Here is a 17,266-nt window from a genome sequence, read left to right on the forward strand (position 1 = left end):
ATAACTTTATCGAATTTTGTCTATTGGTTGACTAGTTTTTTGATGATATAGTTTTGTCAATCATTACTTGAAATTTGGTTGAAAATAAAACGATTATTTTATTATGAACTGCTGAGTATAAAAACTGAAATCAACAAACTTCAACAAGATAAAAATAATGTAAAAGTTCTTGGCGACATTCAAGAAAAACTACTTGAATACCATCACTGGGTAGAGTGCAAATTTAACACAAGGAAATTTAGGTTAAAAAACCTTAAACGCATGAAGAAAAACCCTGCCAATACGAAAGAAATCTCCTTACAAATAAAATCTTCAATAAATAAAACCATCTTGCAGTTAGATGAGTTGACGGAGCTAAAGGTATGGTTGAGGAATATTGGAAATTCCCTCCCTCACCTTTATTATGATAAAGGGGATCTAAGAGCATATTCATACTCTTCAAATTCAAATAACCTTAAAGAATTATCGGGAGATATTCATGGTAAAGATGGCCTTGACCTCGAACTTAAATGCTTCCGCTATGCTATTGACATCGGTTCCAAAGCACTTTTAAATGATTTGACAAGTATTATGCGTTATGGAGATCTTACCCTGATGGATAAGGAAATTCCTTTTATTATGGAAATAAAAAACAGCGAGGCATGTAGGGTCAAGGCAAATAAACAACTGAAAAACATGCAAGAAATTCATAGTTACTTAGAGAAAGATATCAGCACGACTATTAGAGGGGGAGAAGTTATTAGCCAAAGAATTACGATGAGTGAAGATGAAAGAAGTAATAAAGAATTTTTTAATAAGCACTTCACAGATTCAAAGCATACCGGGTACAACCTTTCAAAAATAGAGGGCGGGTTATACTGTTTAAGTTTTTATCATGGTTCTAAATATCAAGACAATGTCGATTTTTCAGTTTTGAAAAAATTAAAAAAACCAGCATTTTTTTCACTTAATCAATTCAAAAATGAAGAGGATAATTCTTTGTTTTATCCTTACACTTTACTCATTGATGACCCTGAAATCTACACTGCATTTATGTTGGGGCTTTATTCTATATATTTATTTCTCGATTGTGAAATTTTGAATAAAACTGCCGATAAATACAAAATAGAATTTAAATTCATCACTGATAAATACTTATCGGAAATGAGAAGTAAAGGCGGCCCATTAATTTACTCTCATACTTTCACAAAAGCGCTGGTTGAATTCTCTTCACTTAACTGGGCAGTCAATCAGATGTTTTCTAATTATCAAGTCGCTTTAGATTCATATGACGTCATAATTAAAAAAGAATTTTGAATCAATTATAATATTGGAAACACCCATTTCAAATGGGCCGTCATTATAGATTTACTACTAATGTCAGAACACTTAAACGTCCTTTTTTCGCTCAAAGCTGCCCTTGATCCTTTAGCGGATAGGTCTGAGTAGCTATGCACCTTAAAATGATTCAAGAAATCTTTGTTTCGGGGCAGTGTTAGTAACCGCTACAATTTTTTGCTCATAAAGACGGTCTTTCCACCCATGAATGGTTCACGTCTATCGATTTCATATCCTAGCGCCGCATATAATGCAATGTTCGCCTCGAATGCTTCGTTCGTCTGCAGGCGAATTTCCCCAATCTCCGCTTGAGCTGCTTTACTTTCAACATGCGACAGTAATCTCCGGCCGATTCCAATTCCTTGCCGGTGAGGATGTACCGCAACATTTTCTATCCAAAGATGATCAGCATGGAGACATATTTCGATGAGGCCGACGACATCCCCTGCAACAATGGCCAGGTCAATGTCATGCTCACGGACGACTTTATTAAAATCGGCCTTCATCGGGGTCGGTTCACGACCAATGACCGAAATCCATTTGGAATAGGCCGCAAGAACTATCTCACGAACCAATTCCGCATCATTTTCTTCCGCGCGGCGGAACCCAACGGTGATGTCAGGCGATTTGCTCATCTAAACTCCTTGAAGCTCGGCTGCCACTAAGATGTGCAACATAACAGGCTGTGCAGCTTTGTGACTCATTAACGTCGGATTGGCGCCGCCAGTTCGACGTTGCAACTGCCAGGTTACTGACACTGGATAGAATAATCAAAATGTGTACATCCTCTTTTACGCAGCCCTTGCAGTAATGCCTGTGTCGCACCAGAAGACTTTCCGGATGGCGAACAGACAAGACAAAATTCACGGTGTATAGAAGGTGTCACCGGCACCACGCACAGGCCTCGCAATTCAGCTGGCAGGGCAGATTCAGGAATCAGCGTCACACCCATGCCTTCACGCACCAGCATGCAGGCGCTGACCCAATCCCGTACTTTTACGCGTACATCAGAGAGCTGCAAGCCTGCCTGCTTTCTTTTCCATCGAACTGAATCGCTGGCCTGTATTAACGGCGTATATGGCAAATATCAATGCGCGTCCTGCCGTGCAGGCTGCCTTACTTGCAGAAGCATCTCAATAAGCCCGATAAAGCTTATGGCAGACGCAAATGTCTGACAGATGCAAAGCAAAAGGTCCGCTTCCCGCTGCCCAGTGACATCCTTTTTGTGGGGCGTTTAGTGCCAGAGCGGACGTTACAGCTAAACTTGTGTCAGCCCGCCATCCACACAAATTTCAGCTCCCGCTATATAACTGCTTTCATCACTCGCCAGGAACAGTACAGCGTTTGCAACTTCTTCAGGTTTGCCCATCCTTGCTAAGGGTATTGCGCGGGTTAATTCATTGCGTACCTCCGCAGAGGCAGCCAGCATCATATCGGTATCGATAGGGCCTGGAGCGACCACATTAATGCGAATGCCTCGTGCGGATAATTCACGTGTCCACGTACGCGCAAAAGAACGCAGTGCCGCCTTGCTGGCGCTGTAAACACCATATCCCTGAGTTCCTATGACATCTGCAATCGAACCTATTAACACCACGCTTGCACCCGCTTTCATGAGCGGAAGTGCGGCCTGAAGACCAAAAAGCGGTGAGCGAACATTCAGGCCGAAAATTTGATCAAAATGCGCCGGGGTTATCTTTTCGAGAGTCGAGTACTCCGACATTCCGGCATTAATTACCAGCACGTCAATCTGGCCTGACGCCGACTTAACGGTCTCTATTATGCGGGTCAGTTCGCTTATCTGGCTGACATCCGCACGTAGCGCCTTTACGTTGCCCGCAATTGACTGGGTTGCTGCTTTTAACTCTTCATCCCGCCGCGATGTGAACCAGGTTGTCGCACCTTCGCTGGCAAATCGCTGACTAATGGCAAGGCCAATGCCTTTTGCTCCGCCCAGTACCAGGGCCACTTTGTTGTCTAATCTTCTCATCTGCTTAACTCCTGTTCGAAGGGAAAAGAGATGATATAATTTTTATACTAAATAACAATTACGCACTTTACTTATACTAAGTATCCCGGAGTATATCGCTATGACACAGATTGATAGCAGTGACTTAAGAGATGTAGGAAAAACCCGTCCTGTTCTTGAGAACATCACTAATAAATGGTCGATTTTAATTCTCACTGTGCTTTGCTCTAAACCCTCCCGCTTTAATGAACTTCGCCGCCGGTTAGATGGGATCACTCACAAAGCATTGTCTGATGCGCTTAAGCGTCTCGAACGTAACGGGCTGGTCTATCGAAAGGTGCTTCCTACTTCACCGGTGAGTGTGGAATACAGTCTTACCGCTTTGGCACAGACGCTACAGCAACCGTTTATTGCATTGTACGAATGGGCGCTGGAGCATGGAGCAGAAATGGAACGGGCCCAGGAGGTGTACGACTCGTCCCGGGTGAAAGAGATTTAGAACTCTGCGGCCAGCGCGAGACTTTCGCGGGCAGAACGGGGGAATCTGGTCGCGTTACGGCTTCAGGAAGCCCCGGTACGGTGGAGCAGGTTTGACAGACAGCATTTGCCCGGAGGTCTCTTGAGGCCTGATGCATTCAGGCCGGAACAATAATTGCGCATTCAGGGGGGTAATAAACGACAGGAGATCGCCTCATCCGCGGCCAACCCCAGCGAGCGTGGCTTTTCGCGCCAAAGGCGATATCACATCATTAAAAATGATTAAATGTCATGACTCAGCCTGTAATAAGTTAATCATTAATAGCCGGTGAGTGGTTTTTATATCGTTCAATTAACAGGTGTAAAATCCCCATTGCACCGTGCGCATAAAAATAGACTTCAATAAAAGTAGTAAGGAACTTATGCCACCCGATAATTTTATCCGCTAAATCAGATTCAACAGTATTGAGTAAGAACCATAATCCACCCGATATGGCTACGCATAATAACGCCAGAACACCAAGCCCCTGAATAGTACTGGCAATGCCACCGGAATGGGCTTCAGGTAAGCGATATTTCATCAGCGTATTGATATCCTGTTTAATACCCTCAAAATCCAGCTTAGCCCAAGCAAAATAGTAAGTAAAACCTCTCTGGGTCATCATCCAGCCAAGCATCAGGAAGCCACAGATAATCAGCCCTGACCCGGAAATTACATGCACCCAGGTTATCACGCTGTCCAGGCCATGCCCGGCAAGCGCTTCAGTTTCAGTAAAGTTGGAGTTGATAATTTGTGAAAGTATTAAAAGTGCCACAACGATGTGCAGGGCACGAAAAAAAGGGGCGTACTCATGGGGTAACATATTCCAAATTCGTGATTTCATAGCGATTGCCTTAATGGATTGATCGACATTCTGAATCTTACGAAAGAATTATTAGCTTAACCTTAATTTTAAAATTATTTGCCAACACGTTCTCATTCCGTCAACGTGGCAACAAATATTGGGAAGTGATAACTATTATTATTACCATCGGCATTTTGGCCTATTAACTGAACCCATGGCCAAACGCGTTTTGCCGGGATTATTTATGCTATCTGGCAAATAACGCCCCCCTGTTGCTGTCATTTCAGCCCGACGACATTATTTCCTCATGCATACCCTTAACCTGCCTTTTCTGCGAATCCCTCCGGCAGGCAGTCGGCAGGTTTTGTGTCTGAGGGGGAAACCCTGATAAATCATGATTAATTAGCAGAAATTAATCTATCGAAGGCGGTCTTTAAGGTTGTCGGTTGAGAATATACGATATATTCTCAATGCTTAATTCTTCGCCGGATCACCGCCATGACGACTGCCAGACCCTTGCTCGACGTTCGCCACCTCGCCATTCATACCGATGCCGGATTACCGCTGGTCAAACCGCTTTCCCTGCAGGTGAATTGCCGTGAAATGGTGGCGCTGGTGGGGGAATCCGGTTCCGGTAAAACGCTGAGTTCGCTGGCGTTGATGGGATTGCTGCCGCCGGGTGTGAGTATGACGGGCGGTGAAATCTGGCTGGCTGATAAACAGATTGCCAGCCCGCAGGGCGCGTTTGACACGGCTGTGCGCGGTAAACGGCTGGGGATGATTTTTCAGGAACCGATGACCAGCATGAATCCGGTGCTGAAAGTCGGTGAACAGATAGCTGAAGTGCTGGTGCGCCATCTGGGATTGGGCTGGAAACAGGCGCACCGTGAGGCCATCGCTTTGCTGGATCGGGTCGGCATCCACAATCCTGAGCAACGGGCGAAACAGTATATCCACCAGCTTTCCGGCGGCATGCGTCAGCGGGTCATGATTGCCAGCGCCATCAGTTGTAAGCCGTCGCTGCTGATTGCCGATGAGCCGACCACTGCGCTGGATGTCACCATTCAGACACAGATTCTGGCGTTGCTGCTGGAATTGCAGCAAGAAATGGAGATGGGCGTGCTGCTGATCACCCACGACCTGAGCGTGGTGGCGCGTTACGCTGACCGCGCTTACGTCATGCATCAGGGAAATCTGGTGGAAGCAGGGCCGGTGGCAACACTGCTGACCGATCCGCAGGAACCTTACACCCGCAAACTGATCGCCGCTTCCCAGCCCGAACCGCGTCCGTTCAGCGCAGAAATCAGCGCGGCATCGCCGCTGGTGCGTTTGCGCGAACTGACCAAAAGCTATCCGCAGGCGCAGCGTTTACCTTTCATGCCGGCAAAACGGCAAACGGTGCTTTTCCCGACGTCGCTGGATATCCGTCGCGGCGAAATTCTGGGGCTGATCGGCGAATCCGGTTCGGGGAAAACCACGCTGGGGCGGGCGATCATTGGCCTGACGGAAACTGACAGCGGTGATATCGAATTTGATGGCGTTTCCCTGACCCGCGCCAGTCACGCCACGCGGCAGAAAATGCGCAGCCGCGCACAGATAATTTTCCAGGATCCGTACGCCAGTCTGAACCCTAAAATGACCATCGGTGAGCAAATTGCTGAGCCGCTTCGTGTCTGGAAATTGCGTCCTGCCGGGCAGATTCAGGCGCGGGTAGATGAATTACTCACGCTGGTGGGGCTGGAAGCGCACCACGCCAGCCGGTTGCCCGGCGCATTTTCCGGCGGTCAGCGTCAGCGCGTGGCGATTGCCCGTGCGCTGGCGTTAGAGCCGGAACTGCTGGTGGCGGATGAAGCCGTGTCGGCGTTAGATCTCTCGGTTCGCGGGCAGATCCTGGCATTGCTGGATGAGCTCCGGCGACAACTCGGCCTGACCGTGCTGTTTATCAGCCATGATCTCGCTGCGGTAAAACAGGTGTGTGACCGCGTGGTGGTGCTTTATCACGGTAACATTGTGGAAAGCGGACTTACCGCACAGGTGCTGGGCGCACCGCAGCACGCGTATACGCAAACTTTACTGGCGGCAGCGCCGGATATCAGGCAGGCGTTACAACTGCGCAACGTCAGTTAAAACCCGTCAGCAGGGGCAGTTCAGGATGTTCCGCCCATTCATGCCAGGAGCCAACATAAATGGCCAGTTGCCTGTAACCCGCCAGTTGCAGGGCGGTGAATACCGTGGCGGCACGTGCGCCCCGGTGACAATAAATAATGATCCGCCGGTCGGGATGCAGTCCGGCTTTCTCCGCGCGATGGCGGATTTCTCCGGCATCCTGAAACGCGCCGTTATGCACCACATCCTCCCAGAACAGCAATCTTGCACCGGGAATTCTTCCTGCCCGGTGACAGCATTCATGCGCAAATTCACCGCTGAATTCGGACGGACGCCGGGCGTCGAGAATCTGTGCGCCTGACGCCTGTGCCGCAAGCACTTCCGTCCGCGTGGCCGTCAGTGCTTTGCGCGGTGCGATGTCCGCGCTGATGCCTGCACGGTAATCCGGATTTTCTGCGCTTATCACTGCGCTGTTGCCGGTTCCCGGCATCAGCTCGCCGCCTGCGCGTTGCCAGGCATCCAGCCCGCCATCGAGCACCAGCGGCTGGCAGATGCCGCCGCACAGCGCAAACCACGCACCGCGCGGGGAGCGCATACCGACCTGCTGTTCAAAGAAAACAGGTGTGACGTTGTCACGTATGTCCAGCGACTGCCAGGCACGCTGAAAGGCATTGAACAGGCTGTTCACACCGGCTTCAGTGCTGTCGGGAATAAAGTAATCATAAACATTCAGATGATGCGCGCCCGGCAGGGTTGCGGCCTGCCACTGAGCGATCTCGCGCACATCAATCAGAGCAAACTTTTCGCCATTTTTTTGGCGTTCACGCAGCTCTGCGGCGCTGATAATGATGCGCGGCAGGGGGAAAGCAGAGTAATCAGGCAAGGTAAAATGACTCCGGAAAAAGCGGTAACAGCGTGCCGGTTCCCCGCTGCTGCGCGAGTGCCAGCACGCGGGCCGCCAGGGCGATGTCGAAAACGTTGAGGCCAAACGAGGAGAAATACACACTGTCATCCGGCGCAGGCCGCCAGCCATCGAGCAGCAGATTGCTTAAATCGGCGTCAACGCGGTCCGGCGAAAACTGTCCGGCGCGGTACATCTGGAAAAGGCTTTTGGCGCTGGTTTCGCAGAAATCTCCCCACAAATCGACCACCACTTTTGTGGCGAGGGCAATCGCCTCAAACGCGACTTCGTGATAACCCACCTGAATAACCAGCCTTCCGGGGCGGATTGCCTCCGCGCCCAGCAGCGGTTCGGCGGCGCTGGTGCAGGTGATCACGGCGTCGATGTCTTGTGCGCAGGCGTGCGGTAAACCGGTGATTCGGACCAGCGGCCACGGCAGGTTGTCGCTGTCTGGGACAAAAGCAGATGCGCTGCGGCTCCACCAGCTGACCTGTTGCAGGTCCGGGAAAAGCTGACGCAGCATATCGAGATGCGCCGTGGCCTGCACGCCGGTGCCGAGCAGCAGAACGCGCTGTACGGGACGCGGTGCGGCATGGCGTAACGCCAGCGCCGAGACGGCAGCGGTGCGGGCGGCAGTCAGCGCGGCGCTTTCCACCAGCCCGAGTGGCAGACCGTTATCTGCGCGGTTAATCAGCGTCATCGCCATCGCCTGCGGCAGCCCGTCGTGGACATCGGGGCGATGTGCCGTCCATTTCACGCCAGCGGCATTGAAACGTCCGCCTACGCAGGCGGGCAGCGCGTAGGCTTTTCCCCGCGCACCGGCAAGACTGACGTGGGTTTCCGCTGGCATCTGCGTCTGTTGCTGGCGCATTAATGTGACAACGTCACGCATATCATCCAGCGCGGCCTGCGCCTGCGTACCGCCGAGCGCCATGACATCCCGCTGATTCAGATAGCGAAAACCCTGCGTCATCTCAGTGCTCCAGCAAGGTCTGCGCAAAGGGATACAGCGCCGGTGAGCCGCCACAGTGCACGAAAATCACCCGTGAACCGGCGCTGATTTTGCCTTGGTCCACCAGACTGATCAGCCCGTGCATGGCTTTGCCGGTGTAGACCGGATCCAGCAGCAAACCTTCGGCCTGCGCAACGCGGTAGATAGCATCAATGCCGCCGTCAGACGGCACGCCTTAGGCGGTGCCGACAAATTCGTCTTCAATCCAGATATCGTCAGGCGTCCAGTGTTGTGGCCATTCCAGCAAATCAGCACAATCCTGCGCCATGGCGGAAATTCGTGTCCGGAACCATTCCGCTTTGGCGCTGACGCTGATACCCACGATTTTGGTGTCCGGCCAGTATTTACGTGCGCCGACATACAGCCCGGCCAGCGTACCGCCGGAACCGGTCGGCGCGACAATCACGTCAGGCGGCAACTGATGACGTTCTTTAAGCTGGGCGTCCATTTCTTCGATAGCGCGCACATAACCCAGCGCACCGAGCGGCGTGGCGCCGCCGAGCGGGATAATCAGCGCTTTTTCACCGCGTTCCTGTGCCGCGTCGGCATGGGCATTCATCGCCCCTTCAATCTGGGTGAAATAGCCGTCAGGGTCGAGAAACTCCAGCTCCGCGCCGAACAGCTTATCGAGCAAAAGATTGCCCTGATAGGTTTCCGGCTGATGGCCGCGCAGCACCAGCACCGGTTTCATGCCGAACTTACGCGCCGCCGCCGCCACCATCCGGGCATGGTTGGACTGATGCCCGCCGGTGGTGATAACCACATTGACCTGCTTGCGGCAGGCATCGGCCATCAGATATTCCAGTTTACGGACTTTATTACCGCCGCCGCCGAAGCCGGTGTAATCATCACGTTTGATATCCAGCGTGATGCCGAGTGAGTCGCCGAGTGTGCTCAGGCGTTCGAGCGGTGTGGGGAAGAATCCCAGTGAAACACGTTCAAAATCATCTGCTTGTTTCATCATAATTTTCCTGGTGATTATCTTTTAAAACATTCCCGGATGTTGACGCAAAGCCCCGCCGGATTATTCCGGCAAAGCAGAAAAAGGGGTGTCGCGGGCGTAAAAACGGATCCAGTCGGTGACGGATTGCTGAAAGCGTTCCAGCCCGCGCAGGGTGACAAATTCATTCACGCCGTGCGCATTGCCGCCGTGGCCGAGGCCGCCAATCAGAAAGGCCGGTGCGATGCGGGCAAAGGTATACGCCGGTGCGCAGCCGGGTGCCCACGGCCAGACCTGCGGTTGCGCGCCCTGAGCCTGATAGCTGGCGAGCAGGGCATCGACGCCGGGGCTGTTGCGCGGGAAACGGTGGCCGGGGTAACTGTCGTCCAGCTCAAGTTCCACGCCGTCGAATTCCGCCCGGCTGAGCGTCTGGCGGATTGCCGCCAGCAGGTTTTCACCGTCAATGCCCGGCGGTACGCGCAGCGCGAGTTCCGCGCTGGCGCTGTGCGGGATCACGCCCCGCGCCTGTTGCGGAACACTGCAGATTTCTGAAATGTTGAGCACCGCGCCGTTGATCAGTTGTTGCAGGCAGGCCAGCGTATCGCCGCTGACCGACAATTTTTCGCTGCGGCGAAAGTGCAGTTCATCGCTGATGCTGAACTGTTGCGCCAGGGTATGCAGCAGCCGGTTTGCCGGTTCATCCACCGCCTGACGGGCGATGACGCCGCTGTTTTCGGCGGGTGCAATGGCATGAAGGGCATGAACCAGCCGCCAGACGGGATTGGCAATCCAGTTGGCGTTACTGGCATGGATAGCCGCGTGAGGGCCACCCCATGCGCCGCCCCTGACCCGTAAACGGCCGCCGCTCAGTCCGCTGAAACCGAGATACACGCGGGGTGCGCCGCCGCCGTATTCACACAGCGAGGGGAAAAACACCGCCCCGGCGGACGACACCGGACAGGGTTCCTGCGCCAGATAACGCCGCAACCGGCCACTGCCCGTTTCTTCCTCGCCTTCGAGAATGATCTCGAGATTAACGTCCGGCCCGCCTGCGTCGCACAGCGATTTTATCGCCATCAGCATGCCTGCCAGTGGCCCTTTATTGTTCTCTGCGCCGCGTGCGATATATACCGCACCGATGCCCGGCCATTCGGCAATACCGCCGGTGAAGGGCGGGAATTCCCAGCCTTCGTCCGTGGCGGGCATCACGTCGTACATGTTGTACAGCACCAGCGTTTTTGCCGCCTGACGCTCAATGCGCATGTGCACCAGCGGCGGCGTGTTGTCGTCGTTCTGCTGGCTGACCGGCAACACCGGCACGCCGTTAAGCTGCTGGCGGATCCAGTCTTCCAGCCACTGTGCCAGTTCGCGCTGCTGGCTGATCTGGCCGGAAACACTGGCGAACGGCGTCATCGCATGGAGCAAATCGAGCGTCGGTTGCAGCGCAGGGGGAACGGGATGTGTCACAGGCGGATCCTCGGATTGAGTACCACATAGAGCAAATCGATAATCAGGTTAATGCCGACAAACACCAGCGCGGCGAGCAGCACAATGGCCTGTACCAGCGGAAAATCGCGGTTCTGGATCGCCTGAACGGCGAGGCGACCAATACCCGGCCAGGCAAAAATGATTTCGGTCACCAGCGCACCGCCAAGCAGCGAGGCGAAATACATGCCCTGCACGGTAATGACCGGGATCAGCGCATTGCGTAAACCGTGGCGAACCACAATACGCCAGCGGCTCAGCCCTTTGGCGCGGGCGGTACGGATGTAATCTTGTTGCAGAACGTCAATCAGGCTGGCGCGGATCAGCCGCGCAATGGCGCTCATGTAATACGCGCCGAGGCTGATGGCAGGCATCACCAGCTGACTGGCGCTGCCATACCCGCCGGACGGCAACCAGCGCAGGTTCAGGCTGAAGGCGATGATCAGCAGCAGGCCAAGCCAGAACACCGGCACCGCCTGACCGCTGAAGGCCAGCAGGCGTGAGACCAGATCCCATAGTGTGTTCTGATATAACGCGCTGACGATGCCGAGCAGCAAACCGGCGACGGTGCTCCAGAGCAATGCGGTAATGGCCAGCAGCAGGGTGGCGGGAACGCGCTGGCCGATGAGTTCGGTGACCGGCTGGCTGTAGCGCAGTGATTCGCCCAGATCGCCCTGTAAAACACCGGTCAGATAATGCCAGTACTGCCACGTCAGTGAACGGTCAAAGCCCATGCTGTGGCGGAAATTGTCGATTTCCTGCTGGCTGGAGCCTGGCGGCATCATGACCGCAGCCGGATCGCCGGTCAGGTGCAGGCTGTAAAAAATCAGCAGCGACACGCCAAACATCACCAGCACTGACTGCCCGAGGCGTTGCAAGATATAACGCAGCATATCAGTCGAGCCTCGTGTGGGTTTTACGCAGCAGGCTGTCGCCGAGCAGGTTGCAGCCAATCACCAGTGCGGCAATCACCAGCCCCGGATACAGCACCAGCCACTGTGCGAGCAGCATATAAGAACGGCCTTCGCCGATCAGATTACCGAGCGTCGGCGTCGGCGGCTGAATGCCCATGCCGAGAAAACCAATCGAGGCTTCCAGCACGATCAGGCGCGGAATATCCAGCGTCAGCAGCACGATCAGCGGGGTCATCAGACTGGGCAGCACATGGCGCAGCAAAATGCGCGGGGTGGAAAATCCCATGGCTTTGACCGATTCGATAAATTCCAGCTCGCGGATTTCCAGTGTTTTGGCACGGGCGACACGGGCATAAATCGCCCAACTGGTCACGCCCATGATCACAATAATATTGGTGAGTGACGCGCCGAACAGCGCCATCACCAGCAGGATCAGCAGGATGAACGGCACCGCCAGCTGGATGTCCATCAGGCGCATGATCAGCGCGTCGAGCCAGCCGCCGGTATAACCGGCAATCATGCCCAGCGCCGAGCCCGTCACCGCCGCAATTAACGCTGCCAGCAACACCACCATCAGCGAAAGCCGCGTACCGGATAAAATACGCGACAGCAAATCGCGCCCCAGTTGATCGGTGCCCAGCAGATGATGGCCGCCCGGCGAGGAAAAGGCCGCAGCCAGATCATTGGTCAGCGGATCCGGCAGGGGCAGCCACGGCGCCAGCAGCGCCGGGACAATCACCAGTAGCAGCAACAGTCCGCCGAGGAGCCCGTCGCCGTAAAACCGGCGGCGGGATTTCCTTTGCAGGGTTGTACGCAGTGAAATCATTTCATCCTCAGGTCAAACAGCGGGATCCGCGAATCGGCGCGGCCGGTGAAGGTCACGTTGTCGGCACTGGCATACAGGGAATCTTCTTTGTACAGCGGAATAAGCGGTTGCTGACTGGCAACAACCTGCTGTATCTGCTGCAAAATCTTCTCACGTTTGGCCGGGTCGACCGTGATACGACTGCTGTTCAGCAGGGCATCCAGTTCAGGCGAATTCACCGTAGAATACGGCTCGCCGGAGTGCAGGATCGGATAAAGCGCGGCATCGGCGTCCAGCGTCTGTGTTGATCCCCACGCCAGCATGTACATCGGTGCCTGTTTCTGCGCCGCGACCTGCTGGGTATAGACCGACCATTCCGGCACTTCGAGTTGCGCTTTCACGCCGATGGCTGCCAGATCCTGCACAATCGCCTGGGCGACGTCTGCACTGGCAATATAACGGCGGGGTGCCTGGAAGCGCAGGGTGAAGCCTTGCGGATAGCCCGCTTCTGCCAGTAACGCTTTGGCTTTGGCGATGTCCTGCGCCGGTGCAGGGATCGCCTCATAGCCAAAATCTTTCGGCCCGGCCATGGTGCCGGTCGGCGTGCCGAAACCGTGCAGTAAATCGCGGGTATAGGCCGTGCGGTTCAGCGCCAGTGATAACGCCTGACGGACGCGCACATCATTCAGCGGTTTCTGGTCGTTCTTCAGTCCGAGGTAAATGGTCAGTCCGCCATTTTTTACCTGTTCGAGATGCACGCCCGGTTTATTTTTCAGCGCTGGCACCAGATCGGCCGGTACGCCATCAACCAGTTGTACTTCGCCGGTCAGCAGGGCGGTGATGCGCCCGGTGGCCTCCGGGATCGGACGCCAGGTGACGGTATCGATGGCGGGCTTGCCGCGCCAGTAACCCGGATTGGCCTGCATCACCACTTTTTCATCGGGAATAAATGCGGTGAGGGTATACGCGCCGGAACCCACCGGTTTGCGGGCAAATTCCGCAGCACCGACCTTGGTGACATACGCCGGTGGCACAATATAGGTCGGGTAGCGACTCATGCGGGTTGGCAGCAGCGGGTCGGGGCCGGTGGTGTGGATTTTCACCTGATAATCGCCGGTAACTTCCACGGATTTGATGGTGCGGATATACGAAATGGTCGGCGCGTGATTCGCAGGATCCAGAATACGGTCGATAGAGAATTTCACCGCCTGCGCATTGACCGGCTCGCCGTCGCTGAACTTCACACCCTGACGCAGGGTGAACTCCCAGGTGGTATCATCGGGTGATTTCCAGCTTGTCGCCAGCCCCGGTTGCAACTGCATATTGGCGTCGCGCAGCACCAGCGTATCAAAGAGGTTATCCACCAGTGTGGCAGACTCTTTCAGGAAACCCGGGTCCATCGCCGTGGCGGAAGCTGGCTGGGCGATCACCAGTTCAGAGGCGAAAGCAGCCGGTGTTGTCAGGCTGATAAGCAGGGCCAGTGAAGCCGGTTTAAAGGCAGGTATTCTCATTACGGTCATTCCCAAAGTGAAGCCGCCAGAAGAGTTGACGGAATTAACGTGAAGGTTGTGCGTCACAAAAACGGTCAATCAGTATTCAATTCCTCAATACATGATATATCCTATATAATGTATTTTTGGCAAGCTACAGATTAAACCGCAAAAGAAAAGCCATTATTTTGCTAAAGGAAAACGTCAGATGTTTGAGATGGAAAAAGCGCAGCGTGTCAGCCTCACTATGCAGGTGGAGGCCAAACTGAAAGGGGCATTAATTGTCGGCGTACTCAAACCGGGCGCGCGGCTGGTGACCAAAGAAATTGCTGAAAAACTGGGCACCAGCGTGACACCGGTGCGCGAAGCATTGCTGCGTCTGGTGTCGGCGGGCGCGCTTGATGCGACGCCTGCACAGGCTTTTCTGGTGCCTAAAATTGCGCTGGCGCGGTATCAGGAAATCACCCTTATCCGCAAAAATCTTGAAGGGCTGGCGGTATCGCAAGCCTGCGGGCAGATCACTGCGCAACACCTCGCTTTGCTGAAAACGCTGAATACCCGATTTATGGCGGCGAAAGTGGAAAATAACGTTGAGGACGCTTTAGAGGCTAACCGGGAGTTTCGTTTCACTCTGTATGAAATGGCCGCGATGCCCACGCTGACCGCGCTGATTGAGCAGTTGTGGGTGCAGATTGGTCCGTGTTTTAACTATCTTTATCCGCAGTCACCGCATATGGCGCAGGGCCAGCATAATTACGATCAACTGCTGGTGGCGCTGGAAGCGGGCGACGCTAAACGCTGCGTGAAGCTTATCCACAAATCGATTGATGACGGCGCAGCCATTCTCGGTAAGCATTATTTTCTACAGGAGTGACGGGCGGTTGCCGGGAGTCAGGAGGAATTGCCAGACTGCAACACGCAGTCTGGCAGGGTGGTTCATCAGAACATCAGTACCATCCACGGATAGGCAATCAGCATCATGCCGCCGAGGAAAATCGCGCCGAAGATGGTACCAAGGCGCCAGTAGTCTTTGGTTGGCAGATAGCCGCTGCCGTAATAAATCGGGCTCGGGCCGGTGCCGTACGGGGTGATGATCCCCATCACGCCCAGCGAGGTCACCATCATCAGACAGTAAACCGGCATATTGATGCCCGGAATAGCCGCCGCAATGGTCAGCATCGCCGGTAACAGCGCGGTGGTATGCGCCGTGGTACTGGCGAACAGGTAGTGCAGCAGGAAGAACGCAATCAGCAGCATAACTGCCGCGACCTGCGGGTCGAATCCGTCGAGTAACTGACCGCCTTCTTTACCCAGCCAGGCAATAAAACCAACGCGGGCCAGACCATCCGCCAGCGCGACCAGCGTCGCAAACCACGCGAAGGTGTTCCAGGCCGGTTTATTACTGGTGATATCGTTCCAGTTCAGCACGCCGGTCCACAGCATCAGCACCACGACCAGCAACGCAGCCAGCGCGGGTTCAATCCACGCAGCGGCAAAAATCCACATCAGCAGCGCAGAACATACAAAGATCAGCAGCAGGATTTCGTTACGCGACAGCTTACCCAGTTTGTCGAGTTCGCTTTTCGCCCAGCGCGGCACCTCGTCATTAATCTTCACTTCCGGCGGATAGAACCAGTAGGCCAGCAAAGGCATGGTCAGGATCAGCAGCACCCCCAGCGGCAGAAACGCCAGGAACCACATACCCCAGGAAATCGTAAAGCCGGTGATACTTTTCACCAGCGCCAGTGCCAGCAGGTTCGGGGCCAGCGCCGACAGGAACATCGAACTGGTGATACACGCGGCGGTAATCGCCACCCACATCAGATAAGAACCGATTTTGCGCGCACTCGGGTCATTGGGTTTGGAGCCGTATAACGGCGGCAGGTTGGCGATGATCGGGTAAATGGTTCCGCCGCTGCGTGCGGTGTTGGACGGCGTGAAAGGTGCCAGCAACAGATCCGCAAAGGTAATGGCGTAACCTAATGTCAGGCTGCGACGGCCAAGATATTTCACCAGGATCAGCGCCAGACGGCGACCAAACTGCGTTTTGTCATATCCGGCGGCAAACATAAACGCGCCAAAAATAAGCCAGACCGTCGAGTTGCCGAAGCCGCTCACCGCCCATTTGAACGCCTCGGCGGGCATTTTAAATTTCGGGTTGGCGATTTCGTCCGGACTGAATAACAGCCACTGACTGAAGAGGGCGATCACCACCACGCCGGTCAGGCCGATCACGGCGCCGGGCAAGGGTTCGAAAATCAGGCCGACAATCACGCCGACAAAGATGGCGAAGAAATGCCACGCATAGGGTTCAAGCCCGGCGGGGACCGGCGTCAGCAGTAAAAGCACCGCCACCAGCACCGGCAGGAACAACATAATCAGACGTTTTTTTAGTCCCCCGGAGGCCGGATCGGCCTTGCCGGGAACATTCAATGTCGATGTGGGTTTCATAAATTTTGTCTGCCCGTAATTGAGTGTGAGCGTTACGCCACGGTTATCAAAGATGGTGTTCTGATTCGGAAAACCATTAATTTCTTTCGAACTTAAATGCGTTAAGCGGTACGCAATGACAGCGAATCCTCTGTGACGAAATTAAGATGTTACTTTTATTCTTAGCCTGAATGACGCAATACATTCACTTATATCAATACGGTATCATTACAATAAGTGTGGTTATTTATTTATCGAAATAATCCGTTTAAGTGAATGTAGAGTAAATTTGCGTAAACGCCAGTTGTAGCAGTCAACTCTATGATTTTGAAGGTGAAATTTTTTATGTTATTCTAATGTTGATTTTTGTCAACTCATCATTAACAATTGAAGGTGGCATGGGTTTCTGTGTCGGATAAATAAACAACTCCTGTTTCCAGCACGTTTATAACGCCAATTTCATCGCCTGATGCAAATAAATTAGCTAACAGATTTCTATATTCGCCTGCTTCGGATTGCTTAATTAAACGTAGTTTTTTTACGGTAAGTAATGCGGCCATGGAAAAATTCAAGAC

Annotated in this window: 15 protein-coding genes and 3 pseudogenes; 5 read left to right on the forward strand and 13 right to left on the reverse strand. The window is 53.7% G+C overall.

Going from position 1 to position 17,266, the window contains the following annotated elements; translation table 11 throughout:
* Positions 1-78: 78 nt before the first annotated feature.
* Positions 79-1,296, forward strand: a complete 1,218-nt coding sequence (locus AACU55_RS15315) for a hypothetical protein (RefSeq protein WP_134705680.1) — start codon at positions 79-81, stop codon at positions 1,294-1,296.
* 188 nt (positions 1,297-1,484) lie between these two features.
* Here the strand turns inward: AACU55_RS15315 and AACU55_RS15320 are convergent, their stop codons facing one another.
* Both AACU55_RS15320 and AACU55_RS15325 read right to left on the reverse strand, forming a co-directional pair.
* Complete coding sequence (locus AACU55_RS15320; protein WP_112152436.1) at positions 1,485-1,952, reverse strand: GNAT family N-acetyltransferase; 468 nt, start codon at positions 1,950-1,952, stop codon at positions 1,485-1,487.
* Between the two features lie 113 nt (positions 1,953-2,065).
* Positions 2,066-2,350 (reverse strand): annotated as a pseudogene (locus AACU55_RS15325) (LysR family transcriptional regulator substrate-binding protein); the annotation flags it as partial.
* Between AACU55_RS15325 and AACU55_RS15330 the strand changes: the two are divergent.
* Positions 2,350-2,457, forward strand: a pseudogene (locus tag AACU55_RS15330) (glutathione transferase GstA); the annotation flags it as partial. The pseudogenes AACU55_RS15325 and AACU55_RS15330 sit on opposite strands and share 1 nt — an antisense overlap.
* Before the next feature lie 118 nt (positions 2,458-2,575).
* Here AACU55_RS15330 and AACU55_RS15335 read toward each other — a convergent pair.
* Entirely contained in the window at positions 2,576-3,307 is a 732-nt protein-coding gene (locus AACU55_RS15335; RefSeq protein WP_037034099.1) for an SDR family NAD(P)-dependent oxidoreductase, read from the reverse strand.
* 100 nt (positions 3,308-3,407) lie between these two features.
* On the opposite strand from AACU55_RS15335, the gene AACU55_RS15340 reads away from it, so the two are divergent.
* Positions 3,408-3,785 carry a winged helix-turn-helix transcriptional regulator gene (locus AACU55_RS15340; RefSeq protein ID WP_134705681.1) on the forward strand — a complete coding sequence of 126 codons (378 nt, stop codon included), beginning with the start codon at positions 3,408-3,410 and terminating at the stop codon, positions 3,783-3,785.
* Positions 3,786-4,074: 289 nt separating this feature from the next.
* On the opposite strand, the gene AACU55_RS15345 is transcribed toward AACU55_RS15340, so the two are convergent.
* A complete protein-coding gene (locus AACU55_RS15345) occupies positions 4,075-4,647 on the reverse strand; it encodes a cytochrome b/b6 domain-containing protein (RefSeq protein ID WP_013575630.1) in 573 nt (190 codons plus the stop codon).
* A gap of 459 nt (positions 4,648-5,106) precedes the next feature.
* Between AACU55_RS15345 and AACU55_RS15350 the strand changes: the two genes are divergently transcribed.
* Positions 5,107-6,735, forward strand: coding sequence for a dipeptide ABC transporter ATP-binding protein (locus AACU55_RS15350; RefSeq protein WP_134705682.1), 1,629 nt, complete (start codon positions 5,107-5,109; stop codon positions 6,733-6,735).
* Here AACU55_RS15350 and AACU55_RS15355 read toward each other — a convergent pair.
* From AACU55_RS15355 to AACU55_RS15385, 7 genes and pseudogenes are all read right to left on the reverse strand, one after another.
* Positions 6,728-7,597, reverse strand: coding sequence for a sulfurtransferase (locus AACU55_RS15355; protein WP_134705683.1), 870 nt, complete (start codon positions 7,595-7,597; stop codon positions 6,728-6,730). The genes AACU55_RS15350 and AACU55_RS15355 overlap by 8 nt on opposite strands.
* Positions 7,590-8,588, reverse strand: coding sequence for an ornithine cyclodeaminase (locus tag AACU55_RS15360; protein ID WP_134705684.1), 999 nt, complete (start codon positions 8,586-8,588; stop codon positions 7,590-7,592). The genes AACU55_RS15355 and AACU55_RS15360 overlap by 8 nt, the downstream gene beginning before the upstream one ends.
* 1 nt (position 8,589) lies before the next feature.
* Positions 8,590-9,588 (reverse strand): annotated as a pseudogene (locus tag AACU55_RS15365) (1-aminocyclopropane-1-carboxylate deaminase/D-cysteine desulfhydrase).
* A gap of 63 nt (positions 9,589-9,651) precedes the next feature.
* Positions 9,652-11,034 carry a M20 family metallopeptidase gene (locus tag AACU55_RS15370; protein ID WP_134705685.1) on the reverse strand — a complete coding sequence of 461 codons (1,383 nt, stop codon included), beginning with the start codon at positions 11,032-11,034 and terminating at the stop codon, positions 9,652-9,654.
* Entirely contained in the window at positions 11,031-11,945 is a 915-nt protein-coding gene (locus AACU55_RS15375) for an ABC transporter permease (protein WP_013575624.1), read from the reverse strand. Before AACU55_RS15375 ends, AACU55_RS15370 begins: the two co-directional genes overlap by 4 nt.
* A 1-nt stretch (position 11,946) precedes the next feature.
* The gene (locus AACU55_RS15380) at positions 11,947-12,792 is read right to left on the reverse strand and encodes an ABC transporter permease (protein ID WP_013575623.1); all 846 of its coding nucleotides are present in this window, start codon (positions 12,790-12,792) and stop codon (positions 11,947-11,949) included.
* Positions 12,789-14,282: an ABC transporter substrate-binding protein gene (locus AACU55_RS15385; protein WP_134705686.1), complete on the reverse strand. Its 1,494-nt coding sequence runs from the start codon at positions 14,280-14,282 to the stop codon at positions 12,789-12,791. Before AACU55_RS15385 ends, AACU55_RS15380 begins: the two co-directional genes overlap by 4 nt.
* Before the next feature lie 187 nt (positions 14,283-14,469).
* On the opposite strand from AACU55_RS15385, the gene AACU55_RS15390 reads away from it, so the two are divergent.
* A complete protein-coding gene (locus AACU55_RS15390) occupies positions 14,470-15,135 on the forward strand; it encodes a GntR family transcriptional regulator (RefSeq protein ID WP_013575621.1) in 666 nt (221 codons plus the stop codon).
* Between the two features lie 65 nt (positions 15,136-15,200).
* On the opposite strand, the gene AACU55_RS15395 is transcribed toward AACU55_RS15390, so the two are convergent.
* Positions 15,201-16,712, reverse strand: a complete 1,512-nt coding sequence (locus AACU55_RS15395) for an anion permease (RefSeq protein ID WP_134705687.1) — start codon at positions 16,710-16,712, stop codon at positions 15,201-15,203.
* A 359-nt stretch (positions 16,713-17,071) separates the two neighbouring features.
* Complete coding sequence (locus AACU55_RS15400; RefSeq protein ID WP_134705688.1) at positions 17,072-17,251, reverse strand: hypothetical protein; 180 nt, start codon at positions 17,249-17,251, stop codon at positions 17,072-17,074.
* Positions 17,252-17,266: the final 15 nt, after the last annotated feature.

Source organism: Rahnella sp. CJA17(1/100) (genome assembly GCF_963881615.1).
GTDB lineage: Bacteria > Pseudomonadota > Gammaproteobacteria > Enterobacterales > Enterobacteriaceae > Rahnella > Rahnella aceris.

What these genes read in the sequence shown, in the direction of transcription:
- AACU55_RS15320 (WP_112152436.1), bottom strand. Translation starts at nt 1,952, where the DNA reads ATGAGCAAATCGCCTGACATCACCGTTGGGTTCCGCCGCGCGGAAGAA.
- AACU55_RS15335 (WP_037034099.1), bottom strand. Translation starts at nt 3,307, where the DNA reads ATGAGAAGATTAGACAACAAAGTGGCCCTGGTACTGGGCGGAGCAAAA.
- AACU55_RS15340 (WP_134705681.1), top strand. Translation starts at nt 3,408, where the DNA reads ATGACACAGATTGATAGCAGTGACTTAAGAGATGTAGGAAAAACCCGT.
- AACU55_RS15345 (WP_013575630.1), bottom strand. Translation starts at nt 4,647, where the DNA reads ATGAAATCACGAATTTGGAATATGTTACCCCATGAGTACGCCCCTTTT.
- AACU55_RS15350 (WP_134705682.1), top strand. Translation starts at nt 5,107, where the DNA reads ATGACGACTGCCAGACCCTTGCTCGACGTTCGCCACCTCGCCATTCAT.
- AACU55_RS15360 (WP_134705684.1), bottom strand. Translation starts at nt 8,588, where the DNA reads ATGACGCAGGGTTTTCGCTATCTGAATCAGCGGGATGTCATGGCGCTC.
- AACU55_RS15375 (WP_013575624.1), bottom strand. Translation starts at nt 11,945, where the DNA reads ATGCTGCGTTATATCTTGCAACGCCTCGGGCAGTCAGTGCTGGTGATG.
- AACU55_RS15380 (WP_013575623.1), bottom strand. Translation starts at nt 12,792, where the DNA reads ATGATTTCACTGCGTACAACCCTGCAAAGGAAATCCCGCCGCCGGTTT.
- AACU55_RS15385 (WP_134705686.1), bottom strand. Translation starts at nt 14,282, where the DNA reads ATGAGAATACCTGCCTTTAAACCGGCTTCACTGGCCCTGCTTATCAGC.
- AACU55_RS15390 (WP_013575621.1), top strand. Translation starts at nt 14,470, where the DNA reads ATGTTTGAGATGGAAAAAGCGCAGCGTGTCAGCCTCACTATGCAGGTG.
- AACU55_RS15395 (WP_134705687.1), bottom strand. Translation starts at nt 16,712, where the DNA reads ATGAAACCCACATCGACATTGAATGTTCCCGGCAAGGCCGATCCGGCC.
- AACU55_RS15400 (WP_134705688.1), bottom strand. Translation starts at nt 17,251, where the DNA reads ATGGCCGCATTACTTACCGTAAAAAAACTACGTTTAATTAAGCAATCC.